The organism is Aquimarina sp. 433, assembly GCF_054054605.1.
In genome coordinates this window covers 15,933-37,822 of record NZ_JBSWZK010000014.1, presented here as the reverse complement: position 1 = coordinate 37,822, position 21,890 = coordinate 15,933, and the positions used below count along the sequence as shown (strand labels likewise).

The 21,890-nt window shown below is 35.6% G+C and carries 17 protein-coding genes; 4 read left to right on the top strand and 13 right to left on the bottom strand.

Translation table 11 applies throughout. The features are described 5' to 3' along the window. Window positions 1–33 precede the first annotated feature (33 nt). From ACWNT5_RS22260 to ACWNT5_RS22245, 4 genes are all read left to right on the top strand, one after another. Window positions 34–1,569: a SusD/RagB family nutrient-binding outer membrane lipoprotein gene (locus tag ACWNT5_RS22260; protein ID WP_299606196.1), complete on the top strand. Its 1,536-nt coding sequence runs from the start codon at window positions 34–36 to the stop codon at window positions 1,567–1,569. Window positions 1,570–1,629: 60 nt separating this feature from the next. Next, the gene (gene nagB, locus ACWNT5_RS22255) at window positions 1,630–3,540 is read left to right on the top strand and encodes a glucosamine-6-phosphate deaminase (protein WP_456518613.1); all 1,911 of its coding nucleotides are present in this window, start codon (window positions 1,630–1,632) and stop codon (window positions 3,538–3,540) included. 200 nt (window positions 3,541–3,740) lie between these two features. After that, window positions 3,741–4,613, top strand: coding sequence for an N-acetylglucosamine kinase (locus ACWNT5_RS22250; protein ID WP_456518612.1), 873 nt, complete (start codon window positions 3,741–3,743; stop codon window positions 4,611–4,613). Between the two features lie 3 nt (window positions 4,614–4,616). Then, window positions 4,617–6,938: a family 20 glycosylhydrolase gene (locus tag ACWNT5_RS22245; protein WP_299606189.1), complete on the top strand. Its 2,322-nt coding sequence runs from the start codon at window positions 4,617–4,619 to the stop codon at window positions 6,936–6,938. Between the two features lie 558 nt (window positions 6,939–7,496). Here the strand turns inward: ACWNT5_RS22245 and ACWNT5_RS22240 are convergent. The 13 genes from ACWNT5_RS22240 to ACWNT5_RS22180 all read right to left on the bottom strand — a co-directional run bounded on the left by ACWNT5_RS22240 (window position 7,497) and on the right by ACWNT5_RS22180 (window position 21,869). Next, the gene (locus tag ACWNT5_RS22240) at window positions 7,497–9,587 is read right to left on the bottom strand and encodes an alpha-ketoacid dehydrogenase subunit alpha/beta (protein ID WP_456518611.1); all 2,091 of its coding nucleotides are present in this window, start codon (window positions 9,585–9,587) and stop codon (window positions 7,497–7,499) included. 86 nt (window positions 9,588–9,673) lie between these two features. Then, entirely contained in the window at window positions 9,674–10,747 is a 1,074-nt protein-coding gene (locus ACWNT5_RS22235) for a branched-chain amino acid aminotransferase (protein WP_456518610.1), read from the bottom strand. Window positions 10,748–10,891: 144 nt separating this feature from the next. Then, complete coding sequence (locus tag ACWNT5_RS22230; protein WP_456518609.1) at window positions 10,892–12,214, bottom strand: dihydrolipoamide acetyltransferase family protein; 1,323 nt, start codon at window positions 12,212–12,214, stop codon at window positions 10,892–10,894. A gap of 46 nt (window positions 12,215–12,260) precedes the next feature. Continuing rightward, window positions 12,261–13,034 carry a DUF3050 domain-containing protein gene (locus tag ACWNT5_RS22225; RefSeq protein WP_456518608.1) on the bottom strand — a complete coding sequence of 258 codons (774 nt, stop codon included), beginning with the start codon at window positions 13,032–13,034 and terminating at the stop codon, window positions 12,261–12,263. Beyond that, complete coding sequence (locus ACWNT5_RS22220) at window positions 13,031–13,630, bottom strand: acyltransferase (RefSeq protein WP_456518607.1); 600 nt, start codon at window positions 13,628–13,630, stop codon at window positions 13,031–13,033. The genes ACWNT5_RS22225 and ACWNT5_RS22220 overlap by 4 nt, the downstream gene beginning before the upstream one ends. A 90-nt stretch (window positions 13,631–13,720) precedes the next feature. Beyond that, on the bottom strand, window positions 13,721–14,473 hold the full coding sequence (locus ACWNT5_RS22215; RefSeq protein ID WP_456518606.1) for an enoyl-CoA hydratase/isomerase family protein: 753 nt from the start codon (window positions 14,471–14,473) through the stop codon (window positions 13,721–13,723). Window positions 14,474–14,490: 17 nt separating this feature from the next. Further along, entirely contained in the window at window positions 14,491–16,986 is a 2,496-nt protein-coding gene (gene paaZ / locus ACWNT5_RS22210) for a phenylacetic acid degradation bifunctional protein PaaZ (protein ID WP_456518605.1), read from the bottom strand. Between the two features lie 164 nt (window positions 16,987–17,150). Continuing rightward, a complete protein-coding gene (gene pcaF, locus ACWNT5_RS22205) occupies window positions 17,151–18,359 on the bottom strand; it encodes a 3-oxoadipyl-CoA thiolase (protein WP_456518604.1) in 1,209 nt (402 codons plus the stop codon). 6 nt (window positions 18,360–18,365) lie between these two features. Beyond that, window positions 18,366–18,917, bottom strand: a complete 552-nt coding sequence (locus ACWNT5_RS22200; protein WP_456518603.1) for a hypothetical protein — start codon at window positions 18,915–18,917, stop codon at window positions 18,366–18,368. A gap of 35 nt (window positions 18,918–18,952) precedes the next feature. Beyond that, window positions 18,953–19,375 (bottom strand): PaaI family thioesterase, encoded by a 423-nt coding sequence (locus ACWNT5_RS22195; protein ID WP_299606167.1) that lies wholly within the window; start codon window positions 19,373–19,375, stop codon window positions 18,953–18,955. 88 nt (window positions 19,376–19,463) lie between these two features. After that, window positions 19,464–19,847, bottom strand: a complete 384-nt coding sequence (locus ACWNT5_RS22190; RefSeq protein ID WP_299606165.1) for a four helix bundle protein — start codon at window positions 19,845–19,847, stop codon at window positions 19,464–19,466. A gap of 45 nt (window positions 19,848–19,892) precedes the next feature. After that, complete coding sequence (locus ACWNT5_RS22185) at window positions 19,893–21,089, bottom strand: 3-hydroxyacyl-CoA dehydrogenase NAD-binding domain-containing protein (RefSeq protein WP_456518602.1); 1,197 nt, start codon at window positions 21,087–21,089, stop codon at window positions 19,893–19,895. After that, entirely contained in the window at window positions 21,090–21,869 is a 780-nt protein-coding gene (locus ACWNT5_RS22180; RefSeq protein ID WP_456518601.1) for an enoyl-CoA hydratase-related protein, read from the bottom strand. It abuts the gene before it with no gap. Window positions 21,870–21,890 lie beyond the last annotated feature (21 nt).

Genomic DNA, 21,890 nt, shown 5'->3' with positions numbered 1-21,890 from the left:
AAAATGAATAATGATATTAATAAACAAAGAATTATGAAAACTCCAAAACACACGATAAGACTATTTGTTGGTTTTCTTATACTAATTATTACCACAATTTCTTGTACAGAAGATTTCGAAGAAATAAATACAAATCCTATAAATCCTGAGACTGCAACCGTAGAAGGGATCATGGCTGGAGTACAGTATTTTGAATTTGCAGAACCTCGTTTCCTGACATGGAGAGGTAATCTAATTTATACAAGTCAATTCGCACATCAGTTTAGTTATAATGCTGAAGGTTCTTGGTTTGCGGGCGATGCTTATCAAAATAATCAGGGTTGGACGAATGCTATATTTGATGCTTCTTATCAAAAAGTCTCTTTAAACATTAGAAACTTGCTGGGTACCTACAATGATTTAGGAGATAAAAATGGTGCGGCTGTTACCAAAATTATGATGTCATGGTTTTATCAAAAAATGACAGACATTTATGGGGATATTCCTTACAGTAAAGTTGTTGGAGATGAATTAATTTTAGAGAATCCCCAACCAGCTTATGATTCTCAGAAAGATATTTATACTGGATTATTAAATGACCTAAAAACACAAATGGATGAGATTGGTGCATCATCAGAAATAATTGCTGGTGCAGAGGGAGATTTTATCTATAATGGTGATCCTCAAAAATGGAAAACTTTTGCTAATACTTTACGATTACGCATCGCGATACGATCCAGAGATGCTTTTATGCGAGATGGTGACCAATCTTTTATAGATACAGTGATTAATGAATGTCTAAGTAATCCATTACTAGACAGTTCTAATGAAGCTTTATTAAAGAAATCCGAATCTGCATTGATATTATCATTCCTCGATGGAAGTTTTGAAGATGTATATTGGGGATTTGGTGGATTGGGATCTAAGTGGGTATTCTCCGATCGTTATATGAATTTATTAAATAATAACAACGACCCTAGAGTCTTTCAAGTGGCTGACCCATCTCCGAATAATACTTTTGAGGGCACTGCAATTTCCATGAGAGGAATTATCCCAAGAAATAATCTTGCAATCCCATCTGAAAAAATCATAGGAACTTCAACAACCGATATTACTAATGTAGTGCCTACTCAAATACTCACCGCAGCTGAGTCGTACTTTTTACAGGCAGAAGCAGCCCTTCTGGGATATACAGGAAATCCGCAAGCCTTATATGAAGAAGGTATAAGAGCTAGCATGAAATTTTGGGGAGTCGATTCTGGCGACATCGAAACTTTTATTATGAACGAACCTATTGCGACTTTATCGGGATCTAATGAAGAACAACTAGAAGCTGTCTGGAACCAGCGATGGTTAGCATTATTAATGAATGGATATGAGGCTTGGTCTCTGGTTAGAAGGACAGAATTGATTCCTCCCTTAACGGATGATTCGATGTTTTTTGTTTCTGAACCCAACAATGGAAGAATCCCTAGAAGACTGCAATACTCTACTACCGAATTGGTTGCAAACGAAGAAAACGTAAAAGAAGCCATAGAAAGACAAGGACCAGATACAATGACCACCCCCATCTGGTGGGATATTGAATAATTATCATAGAAACTCTTATTAACCCTCCATAAATAAATATGGTACCATTAAAGACTAAAAATGATTAAAGAAATTAAATTCAGACAAGTCGGCAAATTTGAAGATACGAAGTTTGAAAAAATCCATAATGAAATATTTCAGGATTCTTCATATGCTTCTAAATTGGCAGCTTTAGAAATTTCAGACTTAATAAAACAAAAACAAAAGGAAGGTAAACCCTGTGTTTTAGGTTTAGCTACTGGATCCTCTCCTATAAAAGTATATGAAGAACTCGTTACATTGCATCGACTGGGAGAACTCAGTTTTAATAATGTAATTACTTTTAATCTGGATGAGTACTACCCAATGGATACAGACAACCAGCAAAGTTATTATCACTTTATGCATCAACATTTGTTTGATCACGTTGATATAAATCCCGAAAACATTAATATACCTTCTGGAAATATTAATGTAGAAGAAATCGATCAATACTGTATCGATTATGAGATGAAAATCAAAAAACTTGGTGGACTGGATTTTCAACTACTTGGTATTGGCAGAACTGGGCATATTGGTTTTAATGAACCAGGATCACATCGTAATTCTGGAACCAGAATTATAACATTGGATCATATTACAAGAAGAGATGCCGCTTCAGACTTTAATGGTTTAGAAAATGTTCCCAAAAGAGCAATTACCATGGGAATTAGCACAATCATGAAAGCTAAGCGTATTCTTTTACTTGCCTGGGGACATAAAAAAGCATCTGTTGTTAAAAAAACGATCGAAGGTGAAGTAACATCCCAGATTCCTGCTTCCTTCCTTCAGGAACACAAAAACATAACCATAATTCTAGATAATGAAGCTGCCGAGGATCTTACCAGAATAAAAACACCATGGTTGGTAGATCAATGTATCTGGACGCCTAAGCTTAAGCTAAAGGCAGTCACCTGGCTAAGCCAGGAGGTACAGAAACCATTGTTAAAACTAACAGATAAAGATTATAATGACCATGGTATGTCTAGCCTACTCACATTAGAAGGGTCCGCATACGAACTTAATATCAAAATGTTCAATCATTTACAAAATACCATCACTGGCTGGCCTGGTGGAAAACCAAATGCTGATGACACCAAACGTCCAGAGAGAGCCAACCCAGCTAAAAAAAGAGTCCTGATCTTTAGTCCGCATCCTGACGATGATGTAATTTCTATGGGAGGTACATTTTCCAGACTTATTGATCAAGGGCATGATGTACATGTAGCTTATCAAACCTCTGGAAATATCGCTGTAACAGATCAGGAAGCTTTAAAATTTGGTGAGGTAGCACGATGTCTGTCTGAAAATGATCCAATTTTCAAAAAAATAATAGACGCAATAAAACATAAAAACAATAGAGATATTGATACCGCAGAAGTTAGATTAACCAAAGGTCTTATTCGAAGAATGGAATCTTACGGAGCGACTCGTTATTTAGGGCTTCCCGATCATAAAGTACATTTCCTCAATCTTCCTTTTTATGAAACTGGAAAAGTAAAGAAAAACCCAATCGACAATGTCGATATCAATATCATAAAAGATATTATAACGGGTATAAAACCACATCAGATTTATGCTGCAGGAGACCTGGCAGATCCGCACGGAACACATAAACTTTGTCTTGATGCCATTTTAGAAACCGTATCCATTCTGAAGGAGGAAGAATTTATGAATGACTGTTGGCTGTGGTTATATCGAGGAGCTTGGCACGAATGGGATATCCATGATATCGAAATGGCTGTACCTCTAAGTCCGGATGAAGTAAATAGAAAGACAAATGCCATTCTTTTTCACCAATCACAAAAGGATAAAGTAATGTTTCAAGGAGAAGATTCTAGAGAATTTTGGTTAAGAGCGGAAGAAAGAAACAAAAATACTGCAGAATTATATGATAAACTTGGGTTAGCTGATTATGAAGCTATTGAAGCTTTTAAAAGGCATTATTTTTAGTGCATATAACCACATCATTTTTTATGAATCTAAAAGGTGCATGATGAAAAATATAACAAGACTAACCATTGATTTAGATGTAGATCACTTTATAGAGAAAACCAAGGCAAAAGTTTTGGATCAAAACGAAATTCAGATTTAGAAATAAGCTATAAATCATTTACATCTCAATTATCAAGCAAACTATAAAATTATAAAGTATGATACTAATTGCTGATAGTGGTTCTACAAAATGTGATTGGACTTTAATTGATCAACTGGGGAATCATATATCCTCACAAACAACCATTGGAATCAATCCATTAAACATGTCACAAAGTAAAATTGAAAATATAATATTCGAAATTTCTGAGGTATTCGAAAAGAGAAATCAAATAGATAAAATACACTTTTACGGAGCTGGTTGTGGCACTGATACATCTAATCAAAAAATTAAAGCATCCTTCTATTCCATTTTTAAAAACTTAAAACTACTAAAAATTGAAGAGGATATGATTGCTGCTGTTCACGCTACAACAAAAACACCCGCAGTCATCGCTATTCTTGGAACAGGATCTAATTGCTGCTACTTTGATGGAAAGAAAGTAATACAGCATACGCCTTCTTTAGGATATCTATTAGCCGATGAAGCCAGCGGTAATTATTTTGGGAAAGAATTACTAAAAAGTTTCTATTTCCGGAATATGCCTTCCAGCCTTGCTATAGGTTTTAAGAGCAAATTTGGCGCTGATCTAGAGCAACTCTTGTATAATTTATATGAGCTAAAACGACCTAATGCTTATTTGGCGTCATATGCGATCTTTTTATTCGAGCATCGAGGTCATCCTTTTATCGAAAGAATTTTACACAAAGGAATCAAGGTATTCCTAGACAATTATATAATGCTTTATGCAAAAGAGCTACAAAATTATCCCTTACATTTTGTTGGTTCCATAGCATACTCTACCCAAGACATCATCAATAAAATGATATCGGAAAGGGGTTTTTCGGTCAAAAGCTTTGTCAAAAAACCTATTAAAAATCTAATTAACCATATTGTTTCTAATGAGTATCCTTTGCAAAAAACATCTTAACATATGAATAGATCCATTCTATATATACTATCCATTTTTGTTTTATTCATCTCTTGTTACAAAAAAAATGAACAAAACATCGCCGTTAATACAAGCCCCAGAATTACTCCAATGCCATTGTCATTATTGGAAAAACAAGGAGGTTTTACAATCGACAAAGAGACCTCATTCTTTTCAAAAGAAGAAGAAGCAAAGAAAATTGCCACTTTTTTCATAGAAATGATTCAGGAAAAAACCGGATTACTTCTTAATACATCCGAAGAAAAAAAAGAAAACTCCATCCATTTAGTGATAGATTCTTCTTTATCCATAAACGAAGAAGGCTATTTGCTAAAAACCTTTGAAGATCACATCATAATAACTGCAAAAACCGCTAAGGGGTTATTTTATGGGACACAATCTTTATTACAATTACTACCGTCTGTATCAAGAGAAGATTATACATCAGACATCGAAATTATCATTCCATCGGTAGATATTAAGGATGAACCAGCTTTTAAATGGAGGGGTGTTTTATTAGACGTATCCAGGCATTTTTTTACAGTAGAATTTATTAAGAAGCAGTTAGACTTCTTAGCAACCCTAAAAATCAACAAATTCCACTGGCATTTAACAGATGATCAAGGTTGGCGTATAGAAATAAAACAATATCCAAAACTAACTGAAATTGGTGCTAAAAGAGGAGATAATAATAATACTATCTATCACGGATTTTACACACAGGAAGACATAAAAGAAGTTGTAGCGTATGCTCAAGAGCGATTTATAGATGTCATTCCTGAATTTGACATGCCTGGCCATGCCAGAGCAATTCTTGCTGCATATCCAGAATTGGCGTGCGAGAAAAAATCTTTTGAAATAAGAGAAATTTGGGGTGTGGATTACAACATCTTATGTGCAGGAAAAGAAAATGTATATGTCTTCATAGAAAATGTCATAGCAGAAATGGCAACATTATTTCCTTATCAGTACTTTCACGTAGGAGGTGATGAAGTTCCCAAACGCAACTGGAAAGAATCAGAATTATGTCAAAAGTTGATGAAAAAAGAAGGGTTAAAAGACGAAGAAGAACTACAGAGTTACTTTATGGAACGTGTAGAAAAGATATTGCACAAACATCATAAAGTAATGATTGGTTGGGATGAAATACTTGAAGGAGGAATTACTGAGACTACTAACATTATGTCATGGCAAGGCGAAAAAGGAGGAATAAAGGCGGCAAATCAAGGTCATGATGTAATAATGACTCCATTGGATTATGTATATCTTAATTTTTATCAAGGTAGTAAACAAGTTGAACCCATGGCTTTTGGGGGGCATACACCATTACAAAAAACATACTTGTACAATCCAATTCCGGATGCTATAAAAGAAGATAAAAGGCATCATATTTTAGGATTACAAGGAAATTTGTGGGCCGAGCAAACGGATAACGATAATATTGCAGAATATCAACTATATCCTAGATTAATAGCGATTGCAGAAATTGGATGGACAGTTCGTAAAAACAAAAACTTCAATAATTTCTTGAACCGATTAAATAGTCTTTACCCAATACTAGATGATCATGAAATAAATTACCATATACCATTACCAGAAGGACCTTCATCCGATCACGTAGTATTTATAGATAGTGTGACTTTGCCATTTAGCACTACCCATCCTGTGAAAATGGTATACACCACAGATGGATCAAACCCAACGTACAACAGCGAAGAATATACTTCTCCTCTTACTTTTCATAAAAGTACAACATTAAAAATCGCTTCTATATTACCGCATGGCAAAATTAGTAAAACAAGAACTATAGATATTGTCAAGCAATCGTATCTCCCATCTATTTCAGAATCCGTAGATCTATCACCGGGATTAAAGATAAAAACGATCAAGGGACATTTCTTGAACATAAATGAAATCAAAAAAGAGATCCCTTCAGAAGTATCAGTTGTTAAAAATATTAGAGAAGCGAATAATACTTTCGATTGGGGACATGAAGTAAATAAAGAAAATTTTAAAGCTGTATTTTTAGAAGGATATATTGATATCCCGGAAGACGGGATATACTATTTCTCCAGTACGCAAGATCAAATATGGATTGGTAATCAATTAGTTATTGATTACCAAAAAATAATAAAAAAACATCCTGAAGAAAGCTCTATTGCACTTAAAAAAGGAAAACATAAGCTCAAAATTGTATATCTGAATAATATTGTAAAAGGCTGGGCATCTGATTGGAATACAGTGGAATTAAAATATAGAAAAGAATTTGATAAAGAATATAAAACAGTAAATGAACATATGATTTTCTACTCTACTAGTATATAGAACTAAAGAAGCCTTATCATTATATCAAAGATTCTAATATATCCTGATAGTCACGGAAAAGTTGCCGTGTAGGAAAGGGTATTGATGTCATTCAAAACAAAAAAGTAAACACTTTACAATAAAAAATCTTAACATCATTATTACTTTGATAAACTCGCATTATTAAGGCATTAGTTTAATCAGATAAGACTTAGAAGTAATTGAAAAAAACAAAATAAACTTATAAAAACAAAAAAGAGCGTCTCCACGCTCTTTTTCTTCACACAAATCATCTTAATTTAGGGGCTTATTCTAAAATTAAAACTCACTTTTTTAAAATGCTTTCATCTTGGGGGGAATGAAAGCGCTAACTCATTAACTCTGGTGTAAAGATACGATCATTTTTTAATTCTCCAAACAAAATCGTGTATTTTGTCTAAAAAATATGCTTTTTAACATATTTATAATCAAATATTATTATGTTTTGTAGGTTTTTTCTTTCTTTTATTTATTTTTACTAGTAAAAAAATCCCTAGCTATATAAATAACTAGGGATGAAACTATTATATTTTGTACGTATCAATACTTCAATAACTCATATATTTTATTTTTTACTTTTTCTGTTGAAGGAATCATGGTCTGTTCTAATGTACTATTTAACGGAATCGCTGGCATATTTTCGGCCCCAATAGTCATCACAGGAGCGTCTAAGGATCTAAAACACTCTTCCTGTATTTTTCCAGCTAGTGCTCTGGCAAATGAATTATTTGAAGGCTCTTCTGTAACCACTAAACACTTTTTAGTTTTTCTTACAGATTCCATGATAGTTTCTTCATCTAAAGGATGCAATGTTCTCAAATCAATAATCTCTACAACATCTGTTATTTCTCTAGAAGCATTCAACGCCCAATGCACTCCCATACCATAGGTAACTATCGTTATGGTTTCTTTCTCATCTTGTGGCCAGATGCGTTGTACTACATTTGCCTTACCGAATGGTAAGACATAGTCTTCTGCTGGTTCTATAGTTCTTGCAGCATCAGTACCTTTTACTTTGGACCAATACAATCCTTTATGTTCAAAAATCACTACGGGATTAGGATCATAATACGCTGCTTTCATTAGTCCTTTAAGATCTGCTCCGTTACTAGGATACGCAATCTTTAATCCTCTAATATTTGTTACTACGGATTCTACCGAAGATGAATGATAAGGTCCTCCACTTCCATACGCCCCTATAGGAACTCTCAATATCATAGATACCGGCCATTTACCATTAGACAAATAGCAAGAGCGACTCACTTCTGTAAATAACTGGTTTAATCCTGGCCAAATATAATCTGCGAATTGAACCTCTACTATTGGTTTTAAACCAACTGCAGACATTCCAACTGTAGATCCTACAATAAATGCCTCTTGAATAGGTGTATTAAATACACGTTCATCTCCAAATTTCTGAGCTAGGGTAGCTGCCTCTCTAAAAACACCTCCTAATCTTCCTCCTACATCTTGCCCATACAACAAACACTCTTTGTGTTTCTTCATTAATTCTTCTACTGCGAATAAAGCACAGTCTACCATCACCACCTCATCCTTATCATCAGGTGCGCGTTCCCCAGATTCTTCAAGAATTGGTGTTGGTGCAAAATCATGAGTAAACAAATCCTCAGGAGTTGGATCTTCAGCTTTCATAGCTTCTTCCAAATCCTTTTTTACATTTGTCTGCGCTTCTGCTTCAATTTTTTGAACTTCTTCTTCTGTAAATCCATTTTCTAATAGTTGATTCCTAAGTACTGGATATGGATCTCTAGATCGAGCTTCTTCCAAATCATCACGATACCACTCCATCCGTACACCAGAAGTATGATGGTTTAATAACGGAACCTTGGCATGTACCAACATAGGTCTTCTCTCTTCGCGAATTGTTTTAATCACCTCCTGAACAGCCAAGTAGCTTTCCATAAAATTAGCTCCATCAATAGTAATGGCTTCTAATCCATGAAAACCTGCCGCATATTCATAAGCACTTTGTGCTCTGGTTTCTTCTTCATTTGCAGAAATATCCCATCCGTTATCTTGTACCAAATATAATATTGGTAATTGTTTTAATGCTGCCATCTGGAACGCCTCTGCAATTTCTCCCTCAGTAACCGAAGCATCTCCCAACGAACACAACACTAGTGGTGCAGCCATAAGCTGTTCAGACATCTCACTGTTGCTGGAATCGTTATGGGGAATATCTACTAACTCTTTATACTGCATTCCTAATGCCACACCAGTAGCCGGAATTGCTTGCATTCCCGTTGCAGAAGATTGATGCGGAATTTTAGGTTTATCAGCATCCTTTAAACTTGGATGCGAATAATAGGTACGACCACCAGAAAAAGGATCCTCTTTTTTTGCTAATAATTGCAACATCAGATCATACGGACGCATTCCTATACCCAATAACATAGCATCATCTCTATAATAAGGAAATGCATAATCTTGTGGCAGCAACTGCATTGCTGCAGCTATTTGAATAGCTTCATGCCCACGAGACGTGGCATGTACATACTTTGATACTACTTTGAAATTATCTTCATATAACTCAGCCATAGACTTGGCGGTGCATAATAAAGAAAATGCTTTTTGTAAAACTTCCTTTGCTACCGTTGTTGATACTATCATATCATCTAGATTTTTGATGTAGGATTTACGAGATACGATTACTTTTTAAGCCTTTCCATCGTAAATCTGAAATCATAATTCGTAAATTAACTTACCTTTTCTTCTATCTGTACAGGAATAATCCAACCATGATTATCCGCTTGCTTTTGGGTTTTGATCTCATCCATGGTCTTTTTCATATCCTGACTTACTGGATTTTCGGATGGTAATGTAATCACCTCATCATTATACCCTATTGCTTCAACCATAGCGATAGCAACAGCCGTTCCAGTACCAAAAGCTTCTTCTAATTTTCCTTGCTTTGAATATTCAATAACCTCATCGATTGTAATTGGTCTTTCTATGACCTCAAATCCTTTATCTTTTAATAACGTAATCACACTATCTCTAGTAATTCCCTTTAGGATAGATCCATCTGTACTAGGAGTAATAAACTTACCTTCTACTTTAAAGAAGATATTCATGGTTCCTACCTCTTGTACATATTTATGTTCATTGGCATCTAGCCACAATACCTGATCATATCCTTTGGCTTTTGCTTTCTCAGTAGGCAGAATAGCTGCTGCATAATTACCCGCAGCTTTTGCTTCTCCTGTACCTCCATCGGCAGCTCTGATATATTCAGTTTCTGCATACAACCTAATTTTTTTGGTAAAAAATGGTCCTGCAGGAGAGCAAATCACAATGAACTTATAACTTGTCGCTGCTCGCATTCCGATAAAAGGTTCATCTGCATACATAAATGGTCTTAGATATAGTGCGCTACCTTCCATTGGTGGAATCCAAGAATGCTCGACTCCCACAATTTTTGCTACGGCTTCTACAAATAAAGATTCTGGAACGGTAGGCATTCCCATTCTTCTTGCACTATGATTAAAACGTTTTGCATTTTCTTCGGGTCTGAATAGCAATGGCGTATTATCATTTCCTACTGTTGCCTTCATTCCTTCAAAAATAGCTTGGCCATAATGCAGTGCCATGGCTGCTGGATGCGTAGAAATTAATTTTAAAGGTTCTATTCTTGGATTGTTCCAGCTTCCATTTTCATATTCACATATAAACATGTGATCCGTAAAAACTGTTCCTAAAGGAATATTATCAAAATCTACTTCTTTTAATCTTGAATCTGAAGTTCTTGTAATTTTGATTTGTTGTTCCATAATTATATTTTTTTTGGCGCATCCCTTCTTTAGTCGGGTCGGGCTATTCACTATATCTTTTTTACTTGTTCTCGATACATCCTTAATAAGAAGGATACTCGAACTGACGCAAAAAAAGGATGCCGTTACTATCCCTTGCGCATATTATATTTCTCGATTACTATCAAAAGCTTCTAACTCATCTCCTACTTTTCTTAAGAAGGATCCTCCCAAGAAACCGTCTACTACCCTATGATCAAATGATAAGGATAAATACATCATACTTCTTATTGCTATTTCATCTCCTTTATCTGTAGTAATAACTTCTGGACGTTTTTTGATAATTCCTAAAGCCAGAATAGCAACTTCCGGTTGATTAATAATAGGTGTACCCATTAAACTACCGAATGTTCCTACATTAGAAATGGTGAATGTACTACCTTGAATCTCTTCTGGTTTCAAACTATTAGTTCTGGCATTATTGGCAAGGTGATTTACTTGTTTTGCCAATCCTAATAGATTTTTTTCATCCGCTTGTTTTACCACAGGCACAATCAAATTACCACTAGGCAGTGCTGTTGCCATTCCTATATTAATATCTTTATGCACAACGATTTTGTTTTCATCAACAGACACATTGATCATAGGATATTCTTGAATGGCTTTTGCCACTGCTTCAACAAAAATTGGTGTAAAGGTTAGTTTCTCTCCATACTTTTCCTGAAACTTTACTTTATGATTATTTCTCCATTCAACCAAGTTGGTCACATCAACTTCTATATAACTGGTTACGTGAGGAGAGGTATGTTTTGAGTATACCATATGATCAGCGATCATCTTACGCATCCGATCCATCTCAACAATTCGATCCTTTCCTTCAACAAAAGAAATTGGCGGTGCTTTATAGGTTGATTTTGAAACCTGAGGTTGTTGAGGTCTACTAGGCAATGGATATTTTCTGTTTTTCAAATACCCAATAATATCACTCTTACGGATACGTCCTCCTTCTCCTGTTCCAGCTATATTTTGAACTTCTTCTATGCTTAAATTCTCCTTTTTAGCTATACTAATGACTAAAGGCGAAAGAAAACCATCATTCTCAGAAGAACCTATTGCTTTAAATTGCCCTCTCTGTCCACTTGAAGTGGACATCTCTCCCAAAGGGAGAGAAGCTGAACTTGATTCCTTTTCTTGAACTCTTTCTATAGAGCTTTCTTCTTTTTTGGTTTCTTTTTGTGCTACTTCACCATCTGCATCTATAATAGCAATAACGCTTCCTATTGTTACTACTTCATTCGGTTCAAAAAGAATTTTAGAAATAACACCGTTACATGGAGCAGGCACTTCAGAATCTACTTTATCTGTAGCTACTTCTAGAATAGTTTCATCTTCTTCCACAGGATCCCCAACCTTTTTTAACCAATTTAAAATGGTTGCTTCGGAAATACTTTCACCCATTTTGGGCATTTTTAATTCTATCGTCGACATTTGGTTAACTAATGTTTGTTAGTTTTAAATCTAAAATTAAAATTTCTTATGTTACTGTACTATTTTGTAACACTTCCGAGATATTATCCCATAGTGCTATTCGGTTTGCTAGAGCCATTTTACTATATAACAATGCCTCTTCCCAATGCTCTTTAATTTCGCAAAGAGACGCTATCATTTCTAAACTAAGTGGTCCATGTTCGTCACCATCCAATTCTATGTGCCTTTCTAAATAGTACACCAATTTTTCTAGAGTAACGTCGGAATTGTTTTGAATTCCTTTTACTATTTCGATAAACATATCAGGAATGAGATCTTCTCTACCGAACGTAAATACAGCGGCTATAATATGAGGTTTACCGGTTGCGATAACCTCGAATGTAAACTTCATAAACATTTTTACTTGTTCAGAAATAGGTAAGCTATCTATTGCATTTTGGACATTTTCTCCTGCAGCGATATTCTTAACCAAAGCACTTACCTGATCAGTATTTGCTCCCACTTCTTCCATTGCATCCAGATACATTTCAAAATGGCTAACTGATTTACCCGATCGATCAATATCACTTTCTTCTCCTAATACAATTTCATTAATAAATCTTCTCACTTTTGGATTACTAGAGGGTATCCAAGGAAGATCAACCGTTGTCAAATGTATTTGCAAACTTTTTAGCAATGACATAAAATCCCAAACTGCAAAAACATGACTTTCCATAAAAACTCTTACATCCTGTACTTCCTTCATTTGATTATACAAAGGATGTTTTGCAAGCTGTAATCGCAATGGTTCTAATTCTTGTATCAGTTGATCTATATTCATCTTTTTTCTTTAAATTCTTCTAGTGTTTTATAAAAAGCTTCTTGAGTTGGTCTATCCTTAGGAATTTTTCTTAAGGGCTCTACTTCTTGTAACGACTCAAAACAATCTGTCGGTAACTGCTGATATAATTGGGTTCCTTTGGTTTTCCAATGAATCATTTCATCAGTAACCTCTTTAATAACTTTTGCCGGATTACCAACAATAAGACTTCTTTTGGGAACAATTGTTTTTGCTTTTACAAACGACATCGCTCCGACGATACACTCATCTCCAATTTCTGCATCATCCATAATTACTGTATTCATACCTATAAGGCAATTACGTCCTAAATTAGCTCCATGAATTACCGCTCCATGGCCTACATGTGCACTTTCTTTAAGCACAATAGATTTACCTGGAAACATATGTACGGTACAATTTTCTTGTACATTTACTCCATCTTCTAAAACGATTTCTCCCCAATCACCACGAATGGCTGCTCCAGGACCGATATAACAGTTTTTACCAATAATCACATTACCGGTTACCGCTGCCAGCGGATGCACAAAACTACTTGGGTGTACAACAGGTATGTATCCTTTGAAGCTATAAATCATATTTATTTTTGTCAGTCTGAGCCTGTGGAAGACTCTTTTCCTATTCACTAATTGTTACACTTCGACAAGCTCAGTGTGACAACCAGGTTTTTATTTGAATCTTTTTAATGTTTCTTTTGTAAAATCACTTAGTACTAATCTACCGCTTATTACTGCTCTTTCTGCCAGTAAAGTATCCCATTGTTCTGTACCTGTCCAAAATGCTTTTTTCATTTCTGACATGGCTTCAGGATTGTAAGTGCATAGATGCGCTGCAAATGCTTTCACCTCTTCATCTAAGGTCTCTGTATCTTCAAAAACTTTGGTAAACAATCCTTTATCACGAGCCCATTCTGCTTCATAAAAAGAATTCGCGTCAATAGCTATTTGTGACATAGCAGACAATCCAATTTTCCTCTCTACCGCAGGACCTACTACAAAAGGTCCAATCCCAACATTTAGTTCACTTAATTTAATCGAAGCGAATTTACTAGCCATACAATAATCTGTAGCAGACGCAAGTCCTACACCTCCGCCTACAGTTTTACCCTGTATACGACCAATAATGAATTTTGGGCATTTACGCATAGCGTTGATCACATTGGCAAAACCAGAGAAAAAGATTTTACCTGTCTCTGCATCATTGATATTGATTAACTCTTTAAAACTAGCTCCTGCACAAAAGGTTCTATTACCTCCACTCTTTAAAATAATTACTTTTATCTGGTCATTTTCACCAGCTTCAGTAATTGTTTGTGCTAGTTTAGCCAGAATATCTCCTGGTAATGAATTATGCGCTGGATGAAAGAACTCTATAGTTCCTATCCCATTTTCTATATCTATATGTACGTAAGGTGCTGTCAATTTTTTATTCTTAAATTTTATAATAATCCGAACTGTTCAAAGTGATGATTCAAATGTTTTACATTAAGTAGATCCCACTCAAACTTATTCATCTCCCCAAAAACTGCATTTTTAGTCACTGTTTCTGGATTTTCTTTGAAAAATATTTCCAAATTATCTAATGCTTCTAACAATTTGGTTTTAGCAGTAGCAAGGTTTTCATGTCTTAAAACTTCTAGGTCTCCTTTTTTCATCAAAGGATGTTGATGTTCTCTTGGCATGGGTTTATGATTATAAACCATCTCTTGTACTTTTTCTAAATACTCCTCTGGAGTAGCGATCTCAAAATCCTGAATTTCACCAGCTCCAATGCGTACTGTATATTCTAGATGTTCTATCATATGTTGTGGTGTCATGATGCCCCACTTCGGTTTCATATCTTCAGTAAGCTTTGCTAAATATCCTTCAATATTTGAACGGTTCACTTGTACAAATGGTGATTTTTTTTGTACCATCGTTAAAATTGTAGCTATTGCGGCTAATTCATCTTCTTGATCAAATACCTCTACGAACCACTTTACGATTCCACTCGGTAACTCTTTACCTCTATGATCACGATCAATCTTTTGCTTACAAGTAAGTCTTACATATACCGTATCATTATGGTAGATAGGTCTCAGGAACCTACACTCCTCTAAACCATAATTTGCCGCTACCGGTCCTTTATTAGGATATACAAAAAGACCTGCTGCCGCTGCTAATATAAAATATCCGTGTGCTGTTCTTTTTTCGAAAATACTTCCATCCAATGAAGTAATATCCGTATGAGCATAAAAGTGATCCCAAGTAAGATTAGCGAAGTTTATGATATCAGTATCCGTAACTGTCCTTTTATGTGTTTTTAAAGACATTCCTGGTTCGATATCTTCCCAGTGATATGCAAATGGATGCTTATCCGTTTCTTTGTATTTTGAATTGGCTTGGTAAATCCCGGTTACTTCAGTGAGAGTTGTTGGAGTACCTTGTACGGCACATCGTTGCATATAATGTTTAATTCCTCTCATTCCACCCATCTCTTCACCACCACCAGCTCGACCTGGACCACCATGGGTTAACATTGGTAATGGAGAACCATGACCAGTACTTTGCTTAGCGTTTTCACGATTTCCAACTAAAATACGTCCGTGATGTGAAGCTGCTCCAACTACAAACTCTTTGGCTATCCGATCATCATAGGTAAAAATAGAAGATACCAAAGATCCTTTACCCATATGCGCAAGAGTGATGGCATCATCCAATGTATCATATGGCATGATGGTTGAAACTGGTCCAAATGCTTCTATGATATGTGCTTCTGTATTTTTGAAGGGATCATCTTGTCTCATCAAGATTGGACTAACAAAGGCTCCTTTTTCTGCATCAGCACCAACCGTTTCTATGGTATCTAAACTACCATATACCATTTGTGCAGTTTTTGCTATTTCGGATACATTATTACGGAAACTTTCTACTTGTTGTTTGCTCGCCAAAGCTCCCATTCTTACTTCTTTCAACCTTGGATCACCGATAGTAACCTTATCCAATTGTTGTCCTAATGCAATTTGAACATCTTCTACTAAACTAGATGGAACAATAATTCTTCTGATTGCGGTACATTTCTGACCTGTTTTAACGGTCATTTCTTTTCTAACTTCTTTGATAAAAAGATTAAATTCTGGAGTGCCTGGTATTGCATCTTTACCTAATACTGATGCATTCAAAGAATCTGCTTCCATTGTAAAAGGAACTGATTCCTCAATTAATCTAGGATGTGCTTTTAACAATTTACCTGTATGTGCAGATCCTGTAAAAGTCACTACATCCTGAGATTCTACTGTGTCCAAAATATTTTTGGTCATACCGCTTAGTAATTGCAATGAACCTTCTGGCAGAATTCCAGAATCGATTATCACACGTACTAGTGCTTCAGTCAAATAAGCTGTTTGAGGAGCAGGTAATACTACTGCTGGCATACCAGCCATCCAATTGACTGCACATTTTTCTAACATCCCCCAAATAGGAAAGTTAAACGCGTTAATATGCACTGCTACTCCACGTTTTGGCACCAAAATATGGTGCGCCATAAATCTTCCGCCTCTGGATAAATCTATAGGATCTCCTTCTACATGATACGATTGATTAGGAAATAATTTTCTAAGAGATGCATTGGCAAACAAGTTTCCGAATCCTCCTTCTATATCTATCCAACTATCAATACGCGTTGCTCCGGTACGATAACTTATCTCGTAAAACTGCTCTTTTCTCTTAGTTAAGAACAATGCTAATTTTTTAAGCATATTTCCTCTCTCCTGAAAGGTCATTTTTCTTAATACCTCACCTCCTTTGGTTCTGCCGTATTGTAATACTGATGGTATATCCAAACCATCTGTTGTTGAACGACCAATTACTTCTCCGGTTACGGCATCATGCATAATGATACCATCACCTTCCCCTTCTGCCCATGTTCCATTGATATAGCTTTGTAGTATTTTCATGCTTTCGCTTTTTATTTTTCTTTTTTTATTTCCATTTTGTGTAATGTAAAAAAGAAACAAAAAAATCTAATCTTATATAGATTCCTGCCTCCGCAGGAATGACAATTTTTCTTATATTCTCAAACCTCACAGCGAGCGAAGCGAGTGTACTCAAAACTAATCGACTAACTCACTCGTTCAATTACACAGGCATATCCTTGACCAACTCCTACACACATCGTAATAAGGGCATATCGTTTATTTTGCTCTTGTAATTCGAGTGCTGCGGAATAGGCAATTCTAGTTCCTGTTACTCCAAGAGGGTGACCTATTGCAATAGATCCTCCGTTTGGGTTAATTCTAGGATCGTCATCTTTTAATCCCCATGCTCTTATACAAGCCAGTGCTTGTGAAGCGAAAGCCTCGTTTAATTCTATAATATCAATATCATCCATCGTAATCCCTGCTTTTTCTAGCGCCTTATTAGATGCTTGTACAGGGCCTATTCCCATAATTCTCGGCTCCACTCCAACTACGGCAGAACTTACTATTCTTGCAATAGGACTCAACCCATATTGCTTTACTGCATCCTCTGAAGCAATAATGGTTGCTGCTGCTCCATCATTAAGACCTGAAGAGTTACCCGCAGTAACACTACCTTCTTTCTTAAAAGCAGGGCGTAGCTTTGCAAGCACCTCTTTTGTTGTAGTTGGCTTTATAAACTCATCCTCAGAAAACAGGATTGGATCTTTTTTACGTTGTGGAATTTCTACTGTCGTAATCTCTTTTGCTAACCTTCCAGATTCTTTTGCTTTTGTAGCTTTCATTTGACTCCAATAAGCAAATGCATCCTGATCTTCTCGAGAGATATTATATTTCTCCACCAAGTTCTCTGCCGTAGTCCCCATACCATCAGTACCATACAATTCGTGCATTTTTTGGTTCACGAATCGCCATCCAAAGCTCGAATCATACATTTTAGAGTCATTACCAAAGGCCGAAGATGGCTTTGCGATTACGTAAGGACCGCGAGTCATATTTTCTACTCCTCCAGAGATAAAGAGATCTCCATCTCCTGCTTTAATTGCTCTATTAGCATGAATAATTGCTGACAATCCAGAACTACATAAACGATTTACAGTTTCTCCAGGAACGGTAAAAGGTAGGCCTGCCAACAAAGAACACATTCTCGCAACGTTCCTATTATCCTCTCCAGCCTGATTAGCACATCCCATAATTACATCGTCATAGGCTTCTTTTGGGATATTAGGATTGTTTTCTACCAGTTTTTGAATAACCAAAGCACCTAAATCATCCGTACGAACAGCTGATAACTTTCCTTTGTAATTACCGATCGGAGTTCTTACTCCATCTATGATATATGCTTCTTTCATTGTTTTTTATTCTTTCAATTTTGCTGATAGTACTGATTTTTCTATTAGCGGTAAATATTTGGATTCTTCCTCTTTCATAAAGTAGGAAGAAATCATGATCGTTTTGTTCTCTCCTGCATCAAAAGCATGCATGATCATCATCATTTCTCCTCCAGCATCATCCAACGTTTTTGACTTTTGGACTAAAACAGTTTTCCCTCGTAAATCCACTTCTTCTATTCCTAAAGAAGTAACTCCATTTTGATCTTCGGGTTCTTCCATCATTCTCTTTTTAAACGCTTCATAGGGTTGTGGCGCTAACATTTTCATGATACCTGCCGACATATCTTCATTTGCTCTATTCGTTCCATTATCAATTACGAAAACGGATTCATCAACTTCCATATCAATTTGATCATTAAACAGCCCTCCCAAAGCACTTTCTACCTCTTCGGATCTTTGTTCTGCGGTTTCAGTGGTAACTGGTTCTGTTCCTTCTAGCGTTTCTTTTTCAGACTTTGTTTCTTTCCCGCAGGAAAAAAATAATAACAGGACTGCTGTTGTTAATAATACTCTCATTTGTTTGTGTTAATAATAAATAGTTAGTTAAAAAGCTATTCCCAATCTTTATTTGTTCTGTAAACGACTCCTTTAAAAAGCGCTACAATTTGTTCTCCTCTTTTTACCTCTACGATATTAAACCCAACTTTTGTTTTTGCTATATCGGTAACGGCTTCTGCAGTTAGGTAATCTCCTTCTTCTAAGGCTTCGATATGATTGATAGATGTTTCTATAGAGACAGCGTACTTACCATGAGTATTGGCGGAAAAACCGAAAGCTGTATCTGCTAAACTATAGGATATGCCTCCGTGGGCTTTACCCATACTATTCAACATTTCTTTTCTAACCGTCATTCCTACTTTACATCTACCTTTTTCTACTTCTAAAACTTCGATACCTAACCATTGACTAAACGGATCAATGCTCAGCATTTTAATAGGTATTAGGTTTGAGGAAAGAGGTTTTAGATTTTTCATCTGTTTATATTATATTTTTTCTTCAATTGTCAGATCGAATTCGCCATTAATCATTTCGATGGGTATCACCCAATTATTATGGCTCATTTCATATTTTATTTTTAATTCTGGTTGAAATTCTATTTCTCAAAGTGGTAATCATTTTTGAAAGTTCAGTAATCATTCTTCTATTTTCTTCATCTTCTTCGAATGTAATGTAGGTTCTCATTCTTGCTTTAGAACTACAAGCAACACATTCATGCGCACTATGCCAAGCAATACCTAAATGGTTATGAAACTGAGCATCACTTCCTGAGGCACCTTCAGCTATATTTAGACCTATAGAATCAGCTGCACGTTTAAATTGAGAAGTCAATTCAAATCGCTCTTCCTTTGGAAATTTCTTAGTCAAAGAATTAACAACTTCTCCAAATTCCATTGCTTTGTTATAGACCGTTAAATTCTCAAACTTAAAATTATATTTAGACTCCATATTTTCTATTGATAATCCTATAACCTAATACCTCACCATTCATACCTATGAGAAAAACCGTTTATTTTCTTTCAACATTTTTCGTAATATTGGACTACATCTATATCGATCTTCATGATATTCGTTATAGAGCTTATCTAGTTTATTCACACACCAATCTATACCTTTTTGATCTGCCCATGCCAATAAACCTTTAGGATAATTTACTCCTTTGGTCATAGCATTATCAATATCTTCTGCTGAAGCAACATTCCAAAACAATGCATCTGCAGCTTCATTAATCAACATCACCAATACTCGATTGAAAATATATTGCGGAAGTTCTTCTTTGGATAATTTCTCGACTTTACTTGAGCTTTTAGGACTTACTACATTTTGTGAATCTATCTTCCCTTCGTTATTATAATTGTAGTATCCTTTTCCCGATTTTCTACCCAAATATCCTGCTTCGGACAGTCTTTTTTGTGTAAAAGATGGTTTGTATCTCGGATCATAATAAAAAGCCGTAAACACGGTTTCGGTTACTGTATAATTGACATCATTACCAATAAAATCCATCAATTCGAAGGGGCCCATTCTGAAACCTCCTAACTCTTTTAAACTTTTATCAATGGTACTGACATCTGCTAAACCCTCTTCAAAAATTCGCAGTGACTCACCGTAAAAGGGTCTAGCTACTCGATTCACTATAAATCCAGGAGTATCTTTTGCTAATGCAACTACCTTTTTCCAGTCAGAAATAGTTTCTACAACTTTTTGAGTAACACCTCCTGAAGTCTGTACTGCTGGAATAACTTCGACCAGCTTCATTAATGGTGCCGGATTAAAAAAGTGAATTCCTATACATCTTTCTGGCTTTTGTAATGAAGCGGCAATAGATGCAATTGATAAAGAAGATGTATTCGAAGCAATAATGGTGTTTTCTGAAACATATGATTCTAGTTCAGAAAACACCTTTTGTTTAATATCTAAGTCCTCTACAATAGCTTCGATTACCAAATCGGTATTATCCAAATTTTTTAAGGAATCAACATACTGAATATTACCTTGAATACGATCTTTATCAGCTTCGTTTATTCTTCCCTTTACTACAAGACGTGATAATATTTTTTCTAAAGCGAGTTTACTTTTCTCCAGTGCTTCTTTTCTAGTATCAAATACTTTTACAGTATTACCAGCTGTGGCTGCCACTTGTGCAATACCGCTACCCATTGTTCCTGATCCTATAATACCTACTATCATTTACTTTCCTTTAAAAACAGGTTTTCTTTTTTCTATAAAGGCATTAACACCTTCCGAATAATCTTCGGTCTCAGCAGCTTCTATTTGAAGATCTGACTCTAATGAGAGTTGTTGATCTAAATTATTAACCATAGATTGATTAAGCAATCTTTTCGTCAATCCTAAAGCTTTTGTTGGCATCATTGCCATCTTATTTGCTATTTTCCCAACTTCTTCCATGAAGCTTTCTATCGGAACTACTTTGTAAACCATACCTAAGGATTCTGCTTCATTAGCTGAAACCTTATCTCCTAGCATCATTAATGCTGACGCTTTTTGAAAACCAATAAGTCTTGGTAAAAAGAATGTTCCAGCGCTATCTGGGATCAACCCTATTTTACTAAATGCCTGAATAAAACTTGATGCCTCTGACGCAATAACAATATCACAAGCTAAAGCAATATTTGCTCCCGCTCCCGCAGCAACTCCATTGACTCCAGCTATGATAGGCTTTTCAATTTTTCGGATACGTTGAACAATAGGATTGTAATGTTCTTCTAGAATTTTTCTAAAACCAGGATTTAGTTCTGGAGATGTAACTTCATTTAAATCTTGTCCTGCACAAAATGCTTTTCCATTACCAGTTAACACAATAGCTCTTACCTCATTATTACTTTCACAATCATCTAGCGTACTTTGAAGTGAAAGTGCCATTTCTCTATTAAAACTATTAAATGTTTCTGGACGGTTTAAGGTAATCCAGGCAACTCCGTTTTCTATTTTTATTTGTATTGAGCTCATAAACTATGTATCCTAATTTTT

Bases quoted from the DNA above. Each gene is read 5' to 3' on its own strand.
- ACWNT5_RS22185 (WP_456518602.1), bottom strand. From the start codon at position 21,089: ATGATAGTAGGTATTATAGGATCAGGAACAATGGGTAGCGGTATTGCA.
- ACWNT5_RS22245 (WP_299606189.1), top strand. From the start codon at position 4,617: ATGAATAGATCCATTCTATATATACTATCCATTTTTGTTTTATTCATC.
- ACWNT5_RS22200 (WP_456518603.1), bottom strand. From the start codon at position 18,917: ATGAGAGTATTATTAACAACAGCAGTCCTGTTATTATTTTTTTCCTGC.
- ACWNT5_RS22230 (WP_456518609.1), bottom strand. From the start codon at position 12,214: ATGTCGACGATAGAATTAAAAATGCCCAAAATGGGTGAAAGTATTTCC.
- ACWNT5_RS22235 (WP_456518610.1), bottom strand. From the start codon at position 10,747: ATGGAACAACAAATCAAAATTACAAGAACTTCAGATTCAAGATTAAAA.
- ACWNT5_RS22195 (WP_299606167.1), bottom strand. From the start codon at position 19,375: ATGAAAAATCTAAAACCTCTTTCCTCAAACCTAATACCTATTAAAATG.
- ACWNT5_RS22260 (WP_299606196.1), top strand. From the start codon at position 34: ATGAAAACTCCAAAACACACGATAAGACTATTTGTTGGTTTTCTTATA.
- pcaF (WP_456518604.1), bottom strand. From the start codon at position 18,359: ATGAAAGAAGCATATATCATAGATGGAGTAAGAACTCCGATCGGTAAT.
- ACWNT5_RS22225 (WP_456518608.1), bottom strand. From the start codon at position 13,034: ATGAATATAGATCAACTGATACAAGAATTAGAACCATTGCGATTACAG.
- paaZ (WP_456518605.1), bottom strand. From the start codon at position 16,986: ATGAAAATACTACAAAGCTATATCAATGGAACATGGGCAGAAGGGGAA.
- ACWNT5_RS22250 (WP_456518612.1), top strand. From the start codon at position 3,741: ATGATACTAATTGCTGATAGTGGTTCTACAAAATGTGATTGGACTTTA.
- ACWNT5_RS22180 (WP_456518601.1), bottom strand. From the start codon at position 21,869: ATGAGCTCAATACAAATAAAAATAGAAAACGGAGTTGCCTGGATTACC.
- ACWNT5_RS22220 (WP_456518607.1), bottom strand. From the start codon at position 13,630: ATGATTTATAGCTTCAAAGGATACATACCTGTTGTACACCCAAGTAGT.
- ACWNT5_RS22240 (WP_456518611.1), bottom strand. From the start codon at position 9,587: ATGATAGTATCAACAACGGTAGCAAAGGAAGTTTTACAAAAAGCATTT.
- nagB (WP_456518613.1), top strand. From the start codon at position 1,630: ATGATTAAAGAAATTAAATTCAGACAAGTCGGCAAATTTGAAGATACG.
- ACWNT5_RS22190 (WP_299606165.1), bottom strand. From the start codon at position 19,847: ATGGAGTCTAAATATAATTTTAAGTTTGAGAATTTAACGGTCTATAAC.